The sequence below is a fragment of the uncultured Sphingomonas sp. genome, assembly GCF_964243315.1.
Taxonomy (GTDB): domain Bacteria; phylum Pseudomonadota; class Alphaproteobacteria; order Sphingomonadales; family Sphingomonadaceae; genus Sphingomonas.
On the sequence record NZ_CAXTEM010000011.1, the window covers coordinates 1 to 16,910 of the forward strand.

At 68.2% G+C, this 16,910-nt stretch carries 15 protein-coding genes and 1 tRNA gene; 5 read left to right on the top strand and 11 right to left on the bottom strand.

Annotation, left to right across the window (positions count from 1 at the left end):
• The coding region (locus tag ACFE77_RS05510; protein WP_375420627.1) for an SEC-C metal-binding domain-containing protein at nucleotides 1–836 on the top strand (836 nt) is incomplete at its 5' end.
• Nucleotides 837–1,053: 217 nt separating this feature from the next.
• Here the strand turns inward: ACFE77_RS05510 and ACFE77_RS05515 are convergent.
• From ACFE77_RS05515 to moaA, 5 genes are all read right to left on the bottom strand, one after another.
• Nucleotides 1,054–1,665, bottom strand: coding sequence for a hypothetical protein (locus ACFE77_RS05515; RefSeq protein WP_375420628.1), 612 nt, complete (start codon nucleotides 1,663–1,665; stop codon nucleotides 1,054–1,056).
• Between the two features lie 136 nt (nucleotides 1,666–1,801).
• A complete protein-coding gene (locus ACFE77_RS05520; protein WP_375420629.1) occupies nucleotides 1,802–2,218 on the bottom strand; it encodes a secondary thiamine-phosphate synthase enzyme YjbQ in 417 nt (138 codons plus the stop codon).
• A gap of 29 nt (nucleotides 2,219–2,247) precedes the next feature.
• Nucleotides 2,248–2,322 (bottom strand) — tRNA-Asn (locus ACFE77_RS05525).
• A 183-nt stretch (nucleotides 2,323–2,505) separates the two neighbouring features.
• Nucleotides 2,506–3,282, bottom strand: coding sequence for an NAD kinase (locus tag ACFE77_RS05530; protein ID WP_375420630.1), 777 nt, complete (start codon nucleotides 3,280–3,282; stop codon nucleotides 2,506–2,508).
• Nucleotides 3,279–4,292 carry a GTP 3',8-cyclase MoaA gene (gene moaA, locus ACFE77_RS05535; protein WP_375420631.1) on the bottom strand — a complete coding sequence of 338 codons (1,014 nt, stop codon included), beginning with the start codon at nucleotides 4,290–4,292 and terminating at the stop codon, nucleotides 3,279–3,281. Before moaA ends, ACFE77_RS05530 begins: the two co-directional genes overlap by 4 nt.
• A gap of 79 nt (nucleotides 4,293–4,371) precedes the next feature.
• Here moaA and ACFE77_RS05540 point away from each other — a divergent pair, with 79 nt between their 5' ends.
• The 3 genes from ACFE77_RS05540 to ACFE77_RS05550 are packed head-to-tail and all read left to right on the top strand — an operon-like array spanning nucleotide 4,372 to nucleotide 6,448.
• Complete coding sequence (locus ACFE77_RS05540) at nucleotides 4,372–6,060, top strand: EAL domain-containing protein (RefSeq protein ID WP_375420632.1); 1,689 nt, start codon at nucleotides 4,372–4,374, stop codon at nucleotides 6,058–6,060.
• On the top strand, nucleotides 6,057–6,308 hold the full coding sequence (locus ACFE77_RS05545; protein ID WP_375420633.1) for a hypothetical protein: 252 nt from the start codon (nucleotides 6,057–6,059) through the stop codon (nucleotides 6,306–6,308). Before ACFE77_RS05540 ends, ACFE77_RS05545 begins: the two co-directional genes overlap by 4 nt.
• Nucleotides 6,281–6,448, top strand: coding sequence for a hypothetical protein (locus ACFE77_RS05550; protein WP_375420634.1), 168 nt, complete (start codon nucleotides 6,281–6,283; stop codon nucleotides 6,446–6,448). Before ACFE77_RS05545 ends, ACFE77_RS05550 begins: the two co-directional genes overlap by 28 nt.
• A gap of 172 nt (nucleotides 6,449–6,620) precedes the next feature.
• On the opposite strand, the gene mfd is transcribed toward ACFE77_RS05550, so the two are convergent.
• Both mfd and ACFE77_RS05560 read right to left on the bottom strand, forming a co-directional pair.
• Complete coding sequence (gene mfd / locus ACFE77_RS05555) at nucleotides 6,621–10,088, bottom strand: transcription-repair coupling factor (protein WP_375420635.1); 3,468 nt, start codon at nucleotides 10,086–10,088, stop codon at nucleotides 6,621–6,623.
• Between the two features lie 102 nt (nucleotides 10,089–10,190).
• Nucleotides 10,191–10,457: a succinate dehydrogenase assembly factor 2 gene (locus tag ACFE77_RS05560; RefSeq protein ID WP_375420636.1), complete on the bottom strand. Its 267-nt coding sequence runs from the start codon at nucleotides 10,455–10,457 to the stop codon at nucleotides 10,191–10,193.
• A gap of 73 nt (nucleotides 10,458–10,530) precedes the next feature.
• On the opposite strand from ACFE77_RS05560, the gene recG reads away from it, so the two are divergent.
• The gene (gene recG / locus ACFE77_RS05565) at nucleotides 10,531–12,591 is read left to right on the top strand and encodes an ATP-dependent DNA helicase RecG (protein WP_375420637.1); all 2,061 of its coding nucleotides are present in this window, start codon (nucleotides 10,531–10,533) and stop codon (nucleotides 12,589–12,591) included.
• Here recG and ACFE77_RS05570 read toward each other — a convergent pair whose 3' ends face one another.
• From ACFE77_RS05570 to serS, 4 genes are all read right to left on the bottom strand, one after another.
• A complete protein-coding gene (locus tag ACFE77_RS05570) occupies nucleotides 12,592–12,906 on the bottom strand; it encodes a PilZ domain-containing protein (RefSeq protein WP_375420638.1) in 315 nt (104 codons plus the stop codon).
• Between the two features lie 76 nt (nucleotides 12,907–12,982).
• Nucleotides 12,983–14,218, bottom strand: a complete 1,236-nt coding sequence (gene tyrS, locus ACFE77_RS05575; RefSeq protein WP_375420639.1) for a tyrosine--tRNA ligase — start codon at nucleotides 14,216–14,218, stop codon at nucleotides 12,983–12,985.
• Between the two features lie 222 nt (nucleotides 14,219–14,440).
• Nucleotides 14,441–15,541, bottom strand: a complete 1,101-nt coding sequence (locus tag ACFE77_RS05580; RefSeq protein ID WP_375420640.1) for a peptidoglycan DD-metalloendopeptidase family protein — start codon at nucleotides 15,539–15,541, stop codon at nucleotides 14,441–14,443.
• Nucleotides 15,538–16,815: a serine--tRNA ligase gene (gene serS / locus ACFE77_RS05585; protein WP_375420641.1), complete on the bottom strand. Its 1,278-nt coding sequence runs from the start codon at nucleotides 16,813–16,815 to the stop codon at nucleotides 15,538–15,540. The genes ACFE77_RS05580 and serS overlap by 4 nt, the downstream gene beginning before the upstream one ends.
• Nucleotides 16,816–16,910: the final 95 nt, after the last annotated feature.

Consider the following 16,910-nt stretch of genomic DNA (forward strand, 5'->3'; position numbering starts at 1 on the left):
AGCAGGTCGTCGAGTATGACGACGTGATGAACGACCAGCGCAAGGTGATCTACGAACAGCGCGCCGACATCATGGACGCCGATGCGGTCGGCGACGTGGTCAGCGACATGCGCGCGGAGACGGTCAACGTCATCGTCGGCGAGGCGTGCCCGCCCAATTCCTATCCCGAGCAGTGGGATGTGGCGGGGATGAAGACCCAGCTCGCCGAGATCCTCAACCTCGAGCCGCCGATCGACGATTGGCTGACCGAAGAAGCGATCGATCCCGAGCTGGTCGAGGAACGCGTCCGTACGCTCGCCGACGAGGCGATCGAGCAGAAGGCGGCGGATCTGGACGTCGAGACCTGGACCCAGGTCGAGAAGTCGATCCTGCTCCAAAACCTCGATCATCACTGGAAAGAGCATCTGGCGACGCTCGATGCGCTACGCCAGGTCGTCCACCTGCGCGCCTATGCGCAGAAGACGCCGATCAACGAGTATAAGCAGGAGGCGTTCTCGCTGTTCCAGCGGATGCTCGATGCGATCCGCGTCGACGTGACCAAGACGATCGCGCATGCCCGCTTCCAGATGCAGATGCCGACCGACCTGCCCGAGCTGCCGGACTTCATCACCACGCATTTCGACCCGTTCACGGGCGAGGACAATTCGAACGACATGGATGCGGGGACGCGCGGCGTGGTGCGCAGCCAGCTGCCGCCGCTGCAGATTGCGCAGCCGCAGCCGATGGAGCTCGGTGCCGATCCGGCGGACTGGGAGGGGCGGGTGAACCGCAACGCGCCGTGCCCGTGCGGGTCGGGCAACAAGTACAAGCATTGCCACGGGGCGGTGACCGCCTGATGTGACGAAGCCCTCCACGTGGTGGCGGGGAGGGCTCTGGATTAATTCGAGCTTTCAGTTCCCCGGCGAAGGCCGGGACCCAGCTGGGTAGGTCGTGGTAACGGAGCGCGACGCTCCATTACCGCCGTTCCGCTACTGGGCCCCGGCCTGCGCCGGGGAACAGCTTGAGCGGTTCACCGCACGCTTCCGCTTTCACGCTGGCGCGGGTGCACGGCCCTTAGCTCGCCTTCGGCAGCACCACCGACGGGCCGATGCTGTCGACCACCGCCTTTGCGTTGAACGCGCGGAGGTTGTCCTTCGGGATCGGACCCTTGCGCATCACGATCTCCGCGGTCGCCTCGAACCGATCGATCGTCCGAACGTCGAAGTCGTTGCCCCACGGGCCGCCGAAGCCGCCGCCGAACCACGGGTCATAGCTGCGCCAGCCGAAGCCGCGGCCGCGATACCGCCATGCCGGACCCCAATAGCCGCCGAAGCCGCCATAGCCGAAGCCGCCCCCGAACCCGCCGCCAAAGCCCGGCGTTGTGTAAGTTCGCGTCTGCCGATCGGTGTCACGGTCGGCCATCACGAAATAATCGTAGCCGTTCTGCAGCGTCAGCTCGGCCGCGCGGAAAAACAGGTAACGCTCGACCGTGTCGCGCGACGTCACGCTGTTGCCGGAGAAGCTGACCAGGAAGCGATTGGGCTCGATCTGGCGGTCGCTATAGCCGGTGCGGGCAAAACCCTGGCCCGTCGCAGGTCGGTAGGTAGTCTCGGTCGCGCAACCCGCGACCATCAGCGTGCTCGCGGCGAGCGCCGCAACCACAGCCTTGCGGCCAAGATGCATCATCGATTGTCTCCATTCGCAGCGGGTGCGGCGAACCTCCGCAGGACTACCGCTCTTTCCTGGAACGAGCGATGAACAAAATCGCTCCGTCCACGAATATGCACGCGCCGGCAGATAAATAGCGCAAATCGTGGGAGGTTCAGTCGCCGATCAGGTGCAGTGCCAGGGTCCGGCGACGCGGGTGGCGGCGGTGCTCGAACAGGTAGATGCCCTGCCACGTCCCGAGCGCGGGCATGCCGTCGATGACCGGAACGGTCAGCTGGACCCCGGTCAGCGCGGTCCGGAGATGCGCGGGCATGTCGTCCGGTCCCTCGTCGTCATGATCGTACGCGGCGCTTTCGGGCGCGATCCGCGCGAAATACGCCTCCATGTCGCTACGCACCGCCGGCGCGGCATTCTCCTGGATCAGTAGCGACGCTGAGGTGTGACGACAGAAGACCGTCAGCAGACCCTGCTCCACGCCCTGCGCGCGCACCCAGTCAAGGATGGGACGGGTGACGTCGAGCATCCCTTGGCGGCGGGTATCGATCGTAAGGATGTGGGTCGACTGGCGCATGCCAGCCACAACGCGCGATGTGGCGAAAGTGGCTCCCTGAGTAGGATTCGAACCTACGGCCGCTCGATTAACAGTCGAGAGCTCTACCGCTGAGCTATCAGGGATCGTTGCCGAGGGCGGCTCTATAACTCGCCGGTCGGAGGATGCAAGCGTGCTTAGAGTGAGTTTCGCGGTGCCGGCCCGCTCCCCCTCCCGGCCTCCCATCAGGATACCGTGTCGGCGGTCGGGAGGGGGCGCGGGCCGGCACCGCCTGCGGAGCTCGCTCTCTCTCGAGTTTCGACCAGCTCTTAGGAGATGAACTGCTCCATCGTGATGCGGTCGTCGAGCGCGTGTTCGGGGTCGAACAGCAAGGTGAGTTCGCGCGCGCGGTCCATCGCGATGTCGACCAGGGCGACGTCGCGAATTTCATGCTGGTCGGCGACCGCGGAGACCGGGCGCTTATCGGGATCGAGCACGCGCCACCGGATCCGCGCCTTGTCGGGCAGGATCGCGCCGCGCCAGCGCCGCGGGCGAAACGGGCTGATCGGGGTGAGCGCGAGCAGGTTGGAGCCGAGCGGAAGGATCGGGCCGTGTGCCGAAAGATTATACGCGGTCGATCCTGCTGGCGTGGCGGCGAGGATGCCGTCGCAGGCGAGTTCGGGCAGCACGACGCGATCGTTGACCATAACCTCGATCTTGGCGGTCTGGCGGGTCTCGCGCAGCACCGACACCTCGTTGATCGCAGGCATCTGGTGAATGCGGCCGTCGATGCCGGTGACCGTCACCAGCAGCGGCGTGACCTTGAAGGCCTTGGCACGCTCCAACCGGTCGACGAGGCCGTGCAGCCGCCATTCGTTCATCAGGAAGCCAACGGTGCCGAGATTCATGCCGAACACCGGCACCGGGCGACGGCGATCGAGCATGGTGTGGAGCGTCTGCAACAGGAACCCGTCGCCGCCGAGCGCGATCACGACATCGGCATCGGCTGGATCGACCCAGTCGGCAGCGTCGGCGAGTTCGGCGGCTGCCGCCTGCGCGGGCGCGGTCGGCGACGCGACCAGCGCGCGCCGTTCATACTGGCTCATCCGCCGGTGACGCTCATGTGCCGCGCGACCGCGGGCGCGCTGCCCGCCTCGATGCGGAAATCGTGGCGGGCGGGCTTGGTGAAGAGTGCCGAATCGATCGCGTCGTCGAGTGCGGCGATGCCGCCATCGCGCAACGCGGTCTTGAGGTCGACCTGATCGTCGTGACCGAGGCACGAATAGAGCTTGCCCTCGGTAGTCAGCCGCACCCGGTTGCAGCCGTCGCAGAAATTGGCGGTGAGCGGCGAGATCAGCCCGAGGCGGGTGCCAGTGCCGGCCACCCGCCAGTAGCGCGCTGGACCGCCGCTGTTGTGCATGTCGCGGGTGAGGTCGAACCGCGCCGATAGCGCGTCGAATACGCGGAACAGCGGTACGAAGCGGTCGATGCGATCCTCGTCGATCGTCCCGAGCGGCATCGTCTCGATCAGCGAGAGGTCGTGGCCCTCGTCGACGCACCAGGCGAGCATCGACGCGATCTCGTCTTCGTTGAGCCCGCCCAGCGCGACCATGTTGATCTTGACCGCGAGCCCGGCCGACTTGGCCGCGGCGATCCCGCCTAGGACCTGGGCGACGTCACCGTGGCGCGTGATGAAGCGGAAGCGATCGGGATCGCGGCTGTCGAGACTGACATTGACCCGCCTGATGCCCGCTGCGGCCATGGCGGGCGCATGCTGCGCGAGCCGGGTGCCGTTGGTGGTCATCGTAAGCTCGTCGAGGCCGTTGCCGATCAGCCGGCCCAGGCGCGTCACCAATTCGCCGACATCGCGGCGGACGAGCGGCTCGCCCCCGGACAGCCGCAGCTTGGTGACGCCGCGTGCGACGAAACGCTCGGCAATGATCGCGATCTCCTCGAGCGCCAGCAAGGCGGAGCGCGGCAGAAAGGTCATCTGCTCGGCCATGCAATAGCGGCAGCGCAGGTCGCAACGATCGGTCACCGAGATCCGCAGATAGCGGATCGTGCGGCCGTGCGAGTCGACCAGCGGCTTATCCTGACGTGGGGGAGCGGTGGCCATCGCCCTTCAGCTAGGGCTTGCACCGCGTGCGAACAAGACCGGAGTGGCAAGCCGGGGGCAACGGCGCTAGGCTGCGGCGATGGCAAGCGACGCGAATGACATGGGAAACGGGGTCGGACCACCGCTCCTGATCGTGTCGTTCCGACAGCGCGACGAACTGGCGCAGATCGCCGCCGCGGCAGGATGGCAGGCGACGATCCTCGGCGATGCCGACCAGTGCGAGAAAAGGTTGCTCGACAGCGGGGCGGCGGTGGCGTTGGTCGACGCGCGCGGCGCGCTCGATCTTGGTCTCGATACGGTCCGCGCGCTGGGCGGGGTGGTCGCGGCGACGGGCGGCGCGCTGCTGGTGATGGTGTCGCGCGGCGATGTCGGCACGATCGACGAATTCTATCTCGGCGGCGCGACGCATTTTCTGGCCAGTCCGGCGGGGGAGGGCGAGCTGGTCGCGTCGCTGCGCTTCGCGGCGCGCCATGCCGCGCGGACCGGCGCGGTGATCGACCGCCGTGAGCCGCCATCGGCGTGGCAGCATGACGGCAATGCCGGGACCGCGCGGCGCTGGCTGGCCGCGGCGCTCGCCGATCCGGAGCGTCCGGTATCGGTGTTGCTGCTCGCGCTCTCGCGGCTCGATCTGGTCAACGCCGCCTACGGGCGACCCGCGGTCGACGCGCTGATCGATGCTGCCGGGCGGCGGTTGCGGGCTGCGGTGGAGAGTCGCTGGGCGGGGCAGACGCTGGCGGTGCGGATCAGCGGATCGGAGTTCATCGTCGCCGCAGATGTCGACGCGGGCGATATCGAGGGGATATCGGCGGCGATCGACGAGGCCCTGGCGCGGCCGTTCCCGGTCGAACAGATGCTTGCGGTGCTGGGAAGTCGAGTCGGCATCGCGACGCGCTCGCCGACCGACGATGCCGCGGCGTTGCTGCACCGCGCGAGCGAGGCGCTTGCCGCGGCGAAGGCCAGCGACGGGGTGGTGCGGACCGCGACGCAGGCGGGGGTAGCGCCGCTCGACACGCTCGCGGTCGATCTCCACCACGCGATCGATCGCGGCGAGATCGACCTGCGCTTCCAGCCCCAGGTCGAGATCGCATCGGGGCGGATCACCGGGGTCGAGGCGCTCGCGCGCTGGGATCATGCGACGCTTGGGCCATTGGGGGCCGAGACGTTGTTCGCCGCCGCGGACCGCGCCGATCTGGGCATCGCGCTGTCGGACCATATACAGCGACTGGCGCTATCGCGTGCGGCGGCGTGGCCGCGGGCGTTGCAGATGCTGCGGCTGTCGCTGAACCTGACCGCGAGCGACGTCACGCGGCCGGGCTTCGCGGCACTCTTCCTGGGGCGGATCGACGCCAGCGGGTTCCCGCGCGGTCGGCTCACCGTCGAGATCACCGAAACCGGGCTGATCGAGGACCTTCCCGCCGCGGCGGCGCTGTTCGCGACTTTGCGCGGCGGCGGGTGCCGGGTCGCGATCGACGATTTCGGCACCGGCTATTCGAGCCTCGCCTATCTGAAGGCGCTGCCGCTGGATTACCTCAAGATCGACAAGACGCTCGCCAGCGAGATCGACAAGTCGCCGCGCGACCGGATCGTGGTGCGCGGGGTGATCGAGATGGCGCAGTCGCTGGGGCTGCCGGTGATCGCCGAGGGCGTGGAGACCGATGCGCAGCTTGGGCTGCTCGCGGCGGCGGGTTGCGCCTTCTACCAGGGGTTCCTGCGCGCGCACCCGCTGGACGAAGCGGCATTGATCGACATGATGGAGAATGAGGCATGATCCGCAGCATCTACGTGGCGGCCGCGCTGATCGCCGCGCCCGCCTCGGCGCAGACCAGCGCCGCGCAGGCAGCCGTCGAGGCGGCGATGACCGCGAGCACCGCGGGATGGAATGCGGGCGACCTCGACCGGTTCGTCGCGATCTATGCCAAGGACGGGACCTATGTGACCAGCAAGGGCGTGCTGCGCGGCCGGGCGGCAACGTGCGTGGCGCGCTCAGCATGCAGATGCTCGCATTTCGCAAGCTGAGCGATGTGCATCAACTGCTGGTGGCGCGCTGGACGCTGACGCCGCCGGGCGCGGGGGCGAAGGCGGAGACGGGGCTGACGACGTTGGTGTTCGAACGGCAGCCGGCGGGATGGAAGATCATTTCGGATCATAGTTCTTAAACAGATGGGGCGTGCTCCGTACGCGTCGCCGAAGATGCAGCGCCGCACCCATTTCCGTCATCCCCGCGCAAGCGGGGATCCAAATCCTATGCGATATCGATGATCGCCTAGGGTCGCCAGTATGGATCCCCGCCTGCGCGGGGATTACGGAAAGGACGGCTTGCCCCGGAGTTTACCCCGCCGCCTTCGCCAGCCCCTTCGACAATTGTAGCGCGCCGTGGAGGCGGGTCTTCGCGTCGGGCCAGGCGCGTTGCAGCACCAGCTTGCTGTCGGGCCGCAGCTTGGCGACCCCGTTGAGCCGGTCGACATAGGCGAGCAGGCCGTCCACATTGGGTGGCTTGTCGTCGTGGAACGACACCAGCACGCCCTTCACGCCGACGTCCATCTTGGCGATGCACGCGCGCTTGGCGTGGAGCTTGATCTCGATGACGCGCAGCAGGTTCTCGGTAGGATCGGGCAGCGGGCCGAAGCGGTCGATCATCTCGGCGGCGAAGGCCTCGATCTCGCGGCTCTCGTCGAGTTCGTTGAGGCGGCGGTACAGGCCCATCCGCAGGTCGAGATCGGGGACGTACTCCTCCGGAATGAGGATCGGCGCGTCGACCGTGATCTGCGGGCTAAAGTCGCGCGGGCGGGTGCGCATGCCGCCGGCCTTGGCGTCCATGATCGCCTCTTCCAGCATCGCCTGGTAGAGTTCGTAGCCGACCTCGCGGATATGCCCCGACTGTTCGTCGCCGAGCAGATTGCCCGCGCCGCGGATGTCGAGATCGTGGCTGGCGAGCTGGAACCCGGCGCCGAGGCTGTCGAGATCCGACAGCACTTTCAGCCGCTTCTCGGCGGCATCGGTCATCTGGCGTTCGGGCGGGGTGACCAGATAGGCATAGGCGCGGGTCTTCGACCGGCCGACGCGGCCGCGCAGCTGGTATAGCTGGGCCAGGCCGAAGCGATCGGCGCGGTGGATGATCATCGTGTTGGCGCTGGGGATGTCGATCCCGCTCTCGACGATCGTGGTCGAGACCAGCACCTCGAACTTGCGGTCGTAAAAGGCGGACATCCGCTCCTCGACATCGGTCGGCGCCATCTGGCCGTGAGCGACGACGTAGCGGATTTCCGGAACCTCGTTGCGCAGATATTCCTCGATATCGGGCAGGTCGGCGACGCGCGGCGTCACGACGAAGCTCTGCCCGCCGCGGTAATGTTCGCGCAGCAACGCCTCGCGCAGCACCACCGGATCCCAGGGCATGACGTAGGTACGGACCGCGAGGCGATCGACCGGCGGGGTCTGGATCACCGACAGCTCGCGGATGCCGCTCATCGCCATCTGCAGCGTCCGTGGGATCGGCGTCGCGGTCAGCGTCAGGACGTGAACGTCGGCGCGGAGCGTCTTGAGGCGTTCCTTGTGGGTGACGCCGAAACGCTGTTCCTCGTCGACGATGACGAGCCCCAATTGCTTGAACTCGACGCTCTTGGCGAGCAGCGCGTGGGTGCCGATGACGATGTCGATCGTCCCCGCCGCCAAGCCGTCCCGCGTGGCCTTCGCCTCGCTCGCCGTGACGAGACGCGACAGCCGGCCGAGCTGGATTGGGAAGCCTTCGAAGCGGGCGACGAAATTGTTGTAATGCTGTCGCGCGAGCAGCGTGGTCGGGCAGACGAGCGCGACCTGCTTGCCCGCCATAGCCGCGACGAAGGCGGCGCGGAGTGCGACCTCGGTCTTGCCGAAGCCGACATCGCCGACGATCAGCCGGTCCATCGGCTTGCCCGCCGCGAGATCGGCGAGCACATCCTCGATCGCGCGGTCTTGGTCCTCGGTTTCCTCATAGGGGAAGCGATCGACGAAGCTGGGGTAGCCGCTCGAATCGGGTTCGACGACATCACCGGGGTGGAGCGCGCGTTCGGCAGCGACTGCGATCAGCCCGCTGGCGATCTCGCGGATCCGCTCCTTCATCTTCGACTTGCGGCGCTGCCATGCCTCGCCGCCAAGCCGATCGAGCGTTGCGCCTTCTTCGGACGAGCCGTAGCGCGACAGGACTTCGAGGTTCTCGACCGGCACGTAGAGCTTGTCGCCGCCGGCATAGCTGAGCGCGACGCAATCGTGCGGGCTCTTGCCGACCGGGATCGAGGTCAGCCCCTCGTAGCGGCCGATGCCGTGGTCGGCATGGACGACGAGATCGCCCGGTGACAGCGTCGCGAGTTCGGCGAGGAAGGCGTCGGCCGATTTCTTGCGCTTGGCGCGGCGGACCAGCCGATCGCCGAGCATATCCTGTTCGGTGAGCAGCGCGACGCCCGGCGCGGTGAAGCCGTGGTCGAGCGGCAGCACCACCAGCGCGACGCCCGCGCTCTTGGTGGTGTCGGCGATGCTCAGCGCCTCGTGCCAGCTCTCCGCGGCCTTGGCGCCGGTCAGGCCGTGGTCCTTCAGTAGATTGCCGAGGCGTTCGCGCGAGCCGGTCGAATAGCTGGCGAGGATCGGCTTGCGGCCGTCCTTGCGCAGCTTGACGAGGTGCTTGACCACCGCTTCGTAGAGGTTGCCGCCGCTGCTGCGCTCGGGGCCGAAATCGCGCGGGCCGTCGACCGCGAAGTCGACGACCGCCGCACTTTCCGGTTCGTGGAACGGCGAGGTGACGTGGGCGGTGGTGACCGCGAGGCCGGCGTTCCATTCCTTGTCGTCGAGGTAGAGCGACTTGGCGGGCAGGGGGCGATAGCTGCCGGGCTGGGCGGCCTCGGCGCGCTTGCGGTTCTCGTAATAGTCGGCGATCGATTCGAGGCGGCTCTCGGTCGCGGCGGTGACGCCGGTGTCGCGCACGACGATGTCTTCGGCGCCGAGATGGTCGAACAGCGTCGCCAGCTTCTCCTCGAACAGCGGCAGCCAATGCTCCATGCCGGCGAGGCGGCGGCCTTCGGAGATCGCCTGGTAGATCGGATCGCCGGTCGCTGTGGCGCCGAAGGTCTCGCGATAGCGGCCGCGGAAGCGCTTGACCGATTCCTCATCGAGCAGTGCTTCGGAGGCGGGCAGCAGGATGAAGCCGTCGATGCGCCCGGTGGTGCGCTGGTCGGCGGGGTCGAAGGTGCGGACGGTCTCGATCTCGTCGCCGAAGAAGTCGAGCCGCAGCGCGTGATCCTCGCCCGATGGGTAGAGATCGACGATGCCGCCACGGACCGCATACTCGCCCTGGTCGTGAACCGTCTCGGTACGGACATAGCCATTCGCCTGGAGCAGCGTGCCGAGCGCGTCGCGGCCGATCCGCTCGCCGGGCGCGAGCCGCGCGACGAGCTGGCGGATGCGGAACGGCGTCAGGACGCGCTGCGTGGCGGCGTTGGCGGTGGTGAGGAACAGCTGCGGCGCCTTCTTCGCGACCTGCAACCGGTGCAGCGCGGCGACGCGTTCGGCCATCGTCCGCAGCGTGGGCGAGGCGCGATCATAGGGTAGGCAATCCCAGGCGGGAAAGCTGACCACCTCCAGCTCGGGCGCGAAATACTGCGCGGTCGCCGCTATCGCGCGCATCGCCGCTTCGTCGGGCGCGATGAACACGACCCGGCCCTTGGCACCGCGCGCAAGGTCGGCGAGCAGCGACGGCTGGAACCCGGTCGGCACCCCCGACAGGGTGAGCGCGCGAGTTGCGGAGAGGATCGAATTTAGGTCGGGCAAAGGGCAATCCGGTCGGCTAATGAGCTCCTGCGAACGCAGGAGCCCAGGGTCGTTGACGATGACGCTCGAGGCTCTGGGTCCCTGCGTTCGCAGGAACACCCGCTACTCCGCGACCGGCACGTAGGTGATCGACCGCATCGTCTGCATCATCGGGCCGTCCCATCGTGGCGGGCAGGGGATCGATCCGATCGCCCAGCCCATGATGTCGACATCCTGTTCCTCGAGCAGTTCCTCGAACCAGTCGAGTTCCGCGGCGGTCCAGCCGGCACTGTGCATGTCGAAGAAGCCGCCGATCATCAGATCGGCTTCCTTCGTCCCGCGATGCCAGCTGCGGAAGCACAGGCGTTTTAGGCGAATGTCATGATCCATGCGGCTTCCCAAGCGAGATTGCCCGGCAGGCGCTGGCGGCGCCGGTCGGGTTCGGTATAGCTGCAAGATAGTCATGCGACCCGATATCCTCAATCCGCTGTTTGCCGAAGTGACGGCGTTGAAGGGCATCGGCCCCTCGCTCGCCAAGCCGCTCGACCGGCTGGGCCTGGCGCGGGTCGTCGATGTCGCGTTCCATATGCCGAGCGGGTGGATCGATCGGGTGCGGCGCGAGGAGCTGGATCCGGCGGACGCGGGGCGGATCGTGGCGATCACGCTGACCCCGCGCGAGCATCGCGGCAGCAACGGCCGCGGGCCGAAGCGGGTGCAGGCGGCTGACGCCAAGGGCAATTACGTCAGTCTGGTGTTCTTCGGCGGGCATCCGGGCTGGGCGAAGAAGCTGCTGCCGCTCGGCGAGGCACGGCTCGTCTGCGGGCGCCTCGACACCTATGGCCAGGAACTCCAGATCGTCCATCCCGAGGTGTCCGAGACGGAGGGCGACGGTGCCGAGGATTTCCGCGCGCGCGAACCGATCTACCCGCTCTCGGAAGGGCTGAGCTCGCGCCGGCTCGGCCAGTTCGCGCAGGAGGCGATCGCGCGGGTTCCCGACCTGCCGGAGTGGATCGAACCGGGGCTGAAGGCGAAGCGGGAATGGCCCGACTGGCGCGATGCGCTGGCGCGGATCCATGCCGATCCCGCGGACAAGGCGGCGCGCGAGCGGCTGGGGTATGACGAGGTGTTCGCCAATCAGCTCGCGATGACATTGGTCCGGGCGGATACCCGCAAGCGGCGCGGCCGGGCGCTGAAGGGCAACGGGCGGCTACGCGACGCGCTGCGGCTTCCGTACGAGCTGACCGGCGCGCAGGCGCGGACGGTGCGGGAGATCGAGGGCGACCTGGCGCAGGAAGCGCCGATGTTGCGGTTGCTGCAGGGGGATGTCGGGTCGGGCAAGACGCTGGTCGCGGCGATGGCGCTGTTGATCGCAGTGGAGGCTGGCGCGCAGGGGGCATTGCTCGCGCCGACCGAGATACTGGCGCGGCAGCATTACGAGACGCTGCGCAAGACGCTCGGGGGCCTGCCGCTCAACATCGCGGTGTTGACCGGGCGCGACAAGGGCCGGGTTCGCGAGGCGACGCTGATGGGGCTGGCGGCGGGTGAGATCGACATCCTGATCGGCACGCACGCGATCTTCCAGGAGGCGGTGGTCTACAAGGATCTCGCGCTGGTGGTCGTCGATGAGCAGCATCGCTTCGGCGTGGCGCAGCGGATGCTGCTCCAGGCGAAGGGCCGCGCGCCGCATCTGCTGGCGATGACCGCGACGCCGATCCCGCGGACGCTGACGCTGGCGCAATATGGCGAAATGGACGTCAGCCGGCTCGACGAGATGCCGCCCGGCCGGCAGCCGATCGAGACTCGGGTGATCTCGGAGGATCGGCTCGACGACGTGATCAACGCGCTGGGCCGACATCTGGCGGACGGGGGTCAGGCTTATTGGGTCTGTCCGCTGGTCGAGGAGAGCGAGAAGTCCGACCTCGCCGCCGCGGAGGCGCGCGCGGCGACGCTGGCGACGCGGTTCGGGGATCGCGTTGGGCTGGTGCACGGCCGGATGAAGCCGCCCGAGAAGGACGCCGTCATGGCGGCGTTCTCCGCGGCGCAGGTGGGCGTGCTGGTCGCGACGACGGTGATCGAGGTTGGAGTCGACGTGCCGAACGCGACGCTGATCGTGATCGAACATGCCGACCGCTTCGGCCTGGCGCAGCTCCACCAATTGCGCGGGCGGGTCGGGCGGGGGAGCGGGCGATCGGTATGCCTGTTGATCCGCGGATCGGCGCTGAGCGAGACGTCGCGTGCGCGGCTTGCGCTTATGCGCGAGACCAACGACGGCTTCCGCATCGCCGAAGAGGATCTGCGGCTGCGCGGCGCGGGCGAGATGCTCGGAACGCGGCAGTCGGGCGAGGCGGCGTTCCGTATCGCAACCCCCGATCTGCTCCACGATCTGCTGCAATGCGCGCAGGATGATGCCCGGCTGTTGATCGATCGCGACGGCGGACTTGCGGGGCCGCGCGGGCAGGCGGCGCGGACGTTGCTGTATCTTTTCGAACGTGATGCGGGCGTCGCGCTGCTGCGTTCCGGTTGATTAGCGGTCCAGTTTGGCGAGCACCGCAGCGTAGCGCGGTCCCGGGATCGCCGCGTCGAACTGGCAGCCGAGGCGTCCGCCGAGCGCCCAGCGCACCGTCGCGGCGACCTCGCCCGCAGTCGGCAGCATCACCTGGATACGATCGCCCACCGCGACCAGCGCGTCGCTGCGCAGCATCAGCCCGCTTGCCGAGATGTTGACGACGAGTACCGAGCAGACCTGCCGATCGGGCATCGTCGCACGGGTGCGATGATACACTTCCGCGCGTGGCTCGACGCGATTGTCGATCGATCCCGAGATTGCGGACTGAAACACGCTCTTCTCCGCCGACCGCCCGCGGCATCGCGTCGGTCGTCGCGGGAAGGATTAGGGGTCACCGGTTTACAGATACTTACGCTGGCCGGATTGGTTCGATCAGCCCGTGGTTTTTCTTGCCCGCCGAAATTCGGACCGGCGCGTCGCCGATCGTGATCGTGGCGGCTTCGTCGGCGACCCGCTCGCCCTCGATCCGCGCGCCGCCCCCAGCAATCAGGCGTCGCGCTTCACCGCGCGAGGCGCAGAAGCCGATCCCGATCAGCGCGTCGACGATGCCGATCGCGCCGACGGCGACCGAGAAGCGCGGCAGCGAGTCACCTGCCGCGCCCTCTTCGAAGGTGCGTCGCGCGGTCTCCGCCGCCTGATCGGCGGCATCGCGCCCGCGGCACAGTGCGGTGGCTTCCGTGGCGAGGATCTTCTTGGCGTCGTTGATCTCTGCGCCACCCAGCGCCTCCAGCCGCGCGATCTCGTCGAGCGGCAGATCGGTGAACAGCCGGAGGAAGCGGCCAACGTCGCGATCGTCGGTGTTGCGCCAGAACTGCCAGTAGTCGAAGTGCGACAACTGGTCCTCGTGCAGCCAAACCGCGCCGGCCATGGTCTTGCCCATCTTGCCGCCGTCCGCAGTGGTGATCAGCGGCGTGGTGACGCCGAACACCTCGGTGCCGTCCATCCGCCGCGCGAGTTCGATGCCGTTGACGATGTTGCCCCATTGATCCGACCCGCCCATCTGCAACCGGCAGCTAGCGCGACGCGACAGTTCCAGGAAGTCATAGGCCTGCAGGATCATGTAATTGAATTCGAGGAAGCTCAGCGATTGTTCGCGGTCGAGCCGCAGCTTCACCGAATCGAACGACAGCATCCGGTTGATCGAGAAATGCTGACCGACCTCGCGCAGGAACGGGATGTATTCGAGCGCGTCTAGCCATTCCGCATTGTCGAGCATCACCGCGTCGCTCGGGCCGTCGCCGAAGGTCAGAAAGCGTTCGAAGATCCGCTTGATCGAGGCGACGTTGGCTTGGATGCCGTCGGCCGCGAGCAGCTTGCGCGCCTCGTCCTTGAAGCTCGGATCGCCGATCTTGCCGGTGCCGCCGCCCATCAGCACGATCGGCTTGTGCCCGGTCTGCTGGAGCCGGCGGAGCAGCATGATCTGGACGAGGCTGCCGACGTGGAGCGACGGCGCGGTTGGATCGAATCCGATATAGCCGGGGACGACCTGCTTGGTCGCGAGCGCGTCCAACGCGGCGGCGTCGGTGAGCTGGTGGATGTAGCCGCGCGCGGCGAGGGTGCTGAGCAGGTCGGACTGGTAGGTCATGCGCGGCGGTTAGCAAGCGGGGGCGCGGGCGTCACGTGTTTGGCGTCCTCTGCGTGGCACGCGCGCTTCGTCTAGCGAGTTGCACCACCCCGGCGAAGGCCGGGGCCCAGTCGGGAAGGTCGATGTAACGGAGTACGGCGCGCGCCAACTCACGCCGCCTAACTGGGCCCCGGTCTTCGCCGGGGTGGCGGGTTCCTTATACGGTGCGCGGGAGGGGCAAGCTCAACTCCGCGGTAGCTGAGTTTGCGGGTCGACCGGCATTCTACCCTTGCGGAGTTCGAAGTGCAGCTCGGGGCGGTCGGCATAGCCGGTGTCGCCGGACAGCGCGATCGTCTGGCCGCGCTTGACGCTCTGGCCGCGCTGCACCAGCAGCTTGGAGGCGTGGCCGTAGACGCTGGTCCAGCCGCCGCCATGCTTGACGATCACCAGTCCGCCCAGGGCGGCGATGCCGTCGCCGACATAGGCGACGACTCCGTCCGCGACCGCGTGGACCGGGGACGCGAGCGCGACCGCGATCTTGATGCCGTCGTTGCGTTCGCCGCTCGCGCCGGGGCCGAAGCGCTTCACCACGCGCCCGTCGACCGGCCACATGAACGCGCCGCCGGTGAGCCGCGCGGGTGCGACGACGACCGCGTTGGTCGGCAGCACGCGGCGGGCGCTCGCGGCAGGGCGGGCAGGTTGCTGGCTGGGCGCGGGAGCGGGCTCGCCGCCGGTGATGATGTCGTCGATGTCGAGCCTGAAGGCGGCGGCGCGTTCGGCGCGGGTCGGGCCGGCCTGCATGTCGCCGGGGATCAGGATCCGCTGCCCGACCCGCAGGATATAGGGCTCGGCGAGCGCATTGGCGGTGACGATCCGCGACCATTCGACGCCATAGGCGCGCGCGATCGCGATCCCGCTCTGTGCGGGTCGGACGAGGTGATAGCGGCCACCGGGTATCGCAAGCCGCTGGCCGGCGCGGATCGTGAACGGCGGCGGCAGATCGTTGGCGCGCGCGATCGCCTCGCTGCCCGCGCCGGTACGGTCGCCGACGCCGCGCAGCGTGTCGCCCTGCCTGACCACATAGCTGCCGTCGGGCACCGCGCGCGCATCCGGCTCGACCGGGCGCGCTTCCCAGGCTGGGCGGGGCGCGGGAAGGATCGAGACTTCGTCGTCCTCGACCGGGCGGCGCTGGTAATCGTCGAGCGGTGGCCCCGGATCCTGCCGCGGGCGGCGTTCTTCGGTTGGCGGCGGCGGCGGGCGAACGGCGACGGGAGGGGGCTCTTCGCCGGGGATGCAGCCGGCGAGCGTCAGCATCGCTGCGCCGATCGCCGCCGCGCGGATCATCCGATCGGCACCAGCCGACCGAGCCCGCCGAGATAGGGCTGGAGAATGGCGGGCACCGCGACCGAGCCGTCCTCCTGCTGGTAGTTCTCGATCACCGCCACCAGCGTCCGCCCGACCGCGAGCCCGGACCCGTTGAGGGTGTGGACGAAGCGCGTCGCCTTCTCACCCTCGGGTCGGTAGCGCGCGTTCATGCGGCGTGCCTGAAAATCGGTGCCGGTCGAACAGCTCGAAATCTCGCGATACCGCCCCTGGCCCGGCAACCACACTTCGATGTCGTAGGTGCGCGCCATCGAGAAGCCGAGGTCGCCAGTGCACAACAGCATGCGCCGATAGGGAAGATCGAGCGCTTCGAGGATGGCTTCCGCGATGCCGGTCATGCGCTGGTTCTCGGCCTGCGAGGTTTCGGGCGTGGTGATCGCCACCATCTCGACTTTTTCGAACTGATGCTGCCGGATCAGCCCGCGCGTGTCGCGCCCCGCCGACCCTGCCTCGGACCGAAAGCACGGGGTGAGCGCGGTGAAGTAGAGCGGCAGCTCGGCTTCGCTCATGATCCGTTCGCGGACCATGTTGGTCAGCGACATCTCGGAAGTCGAGATCAGCCAGCGACCGTCGGTGGTGCGAAACAGATCCTCGGCGAATTTCGGCAGCTGGCCCGTGCCGAACGCCACCTCGTCGCGCACCAGCAGCGGCGGCACCACTTCCTCGAAGCCGTTGGCGACGACCCGATCGAGCATGAACTGCCCGAGCGCGCGGCTGAGGCGTGCGACCGCGCCGCGAAGCAGCGTGAACCGCGCCCCGGCGAGTAGGACCCCGGTATCGAAGTCCATGCCGAGCGGCTCCGCGACCGCGTCATGCTCGCGCGGCGTGAACGTGAAGCTACGTGGCTCGCCCCATTGGCGGATCAGCTTGTTGTCGTTCTCGTCGGCACCCTCGGGCACATCGTCGAGCGGCACATTCGGGATGGCGGCGAGCGCGGTCTCCAGCGACTGCTCCGCCTCGCGCTCGGCGGCGGCGAGGGCAGGCAGCGCGTCCTTCAGCGCCGCGACCTCGGCCATCAGCGTCTGTGCCCGCGCCTCGTCCTTCTGCGCCTTGGCCTGACCGATCTGCTTCGACAGGTCGTTGCGGCGGGTCTGCGCGTCCTGTGCCGCGGCGATCGTGGCGCGGCGCGCATCGTCCAGCGCGAGCAGCGCGGTCGATTGGGCAGGCAGGCCGCGGCGGGCGAGGGCGGCGTCGAAGGCGGCGGGATCGTCCCGGATGGCGCGTATGTCGTGCATGATGCACGGGCTATGCCGAGGCACCCGCACAGGCGCAACCCGCGCGCCGTTCCTTGCGTTCAGACCCCGATTGCAACGACCGGGAGTATGAGACG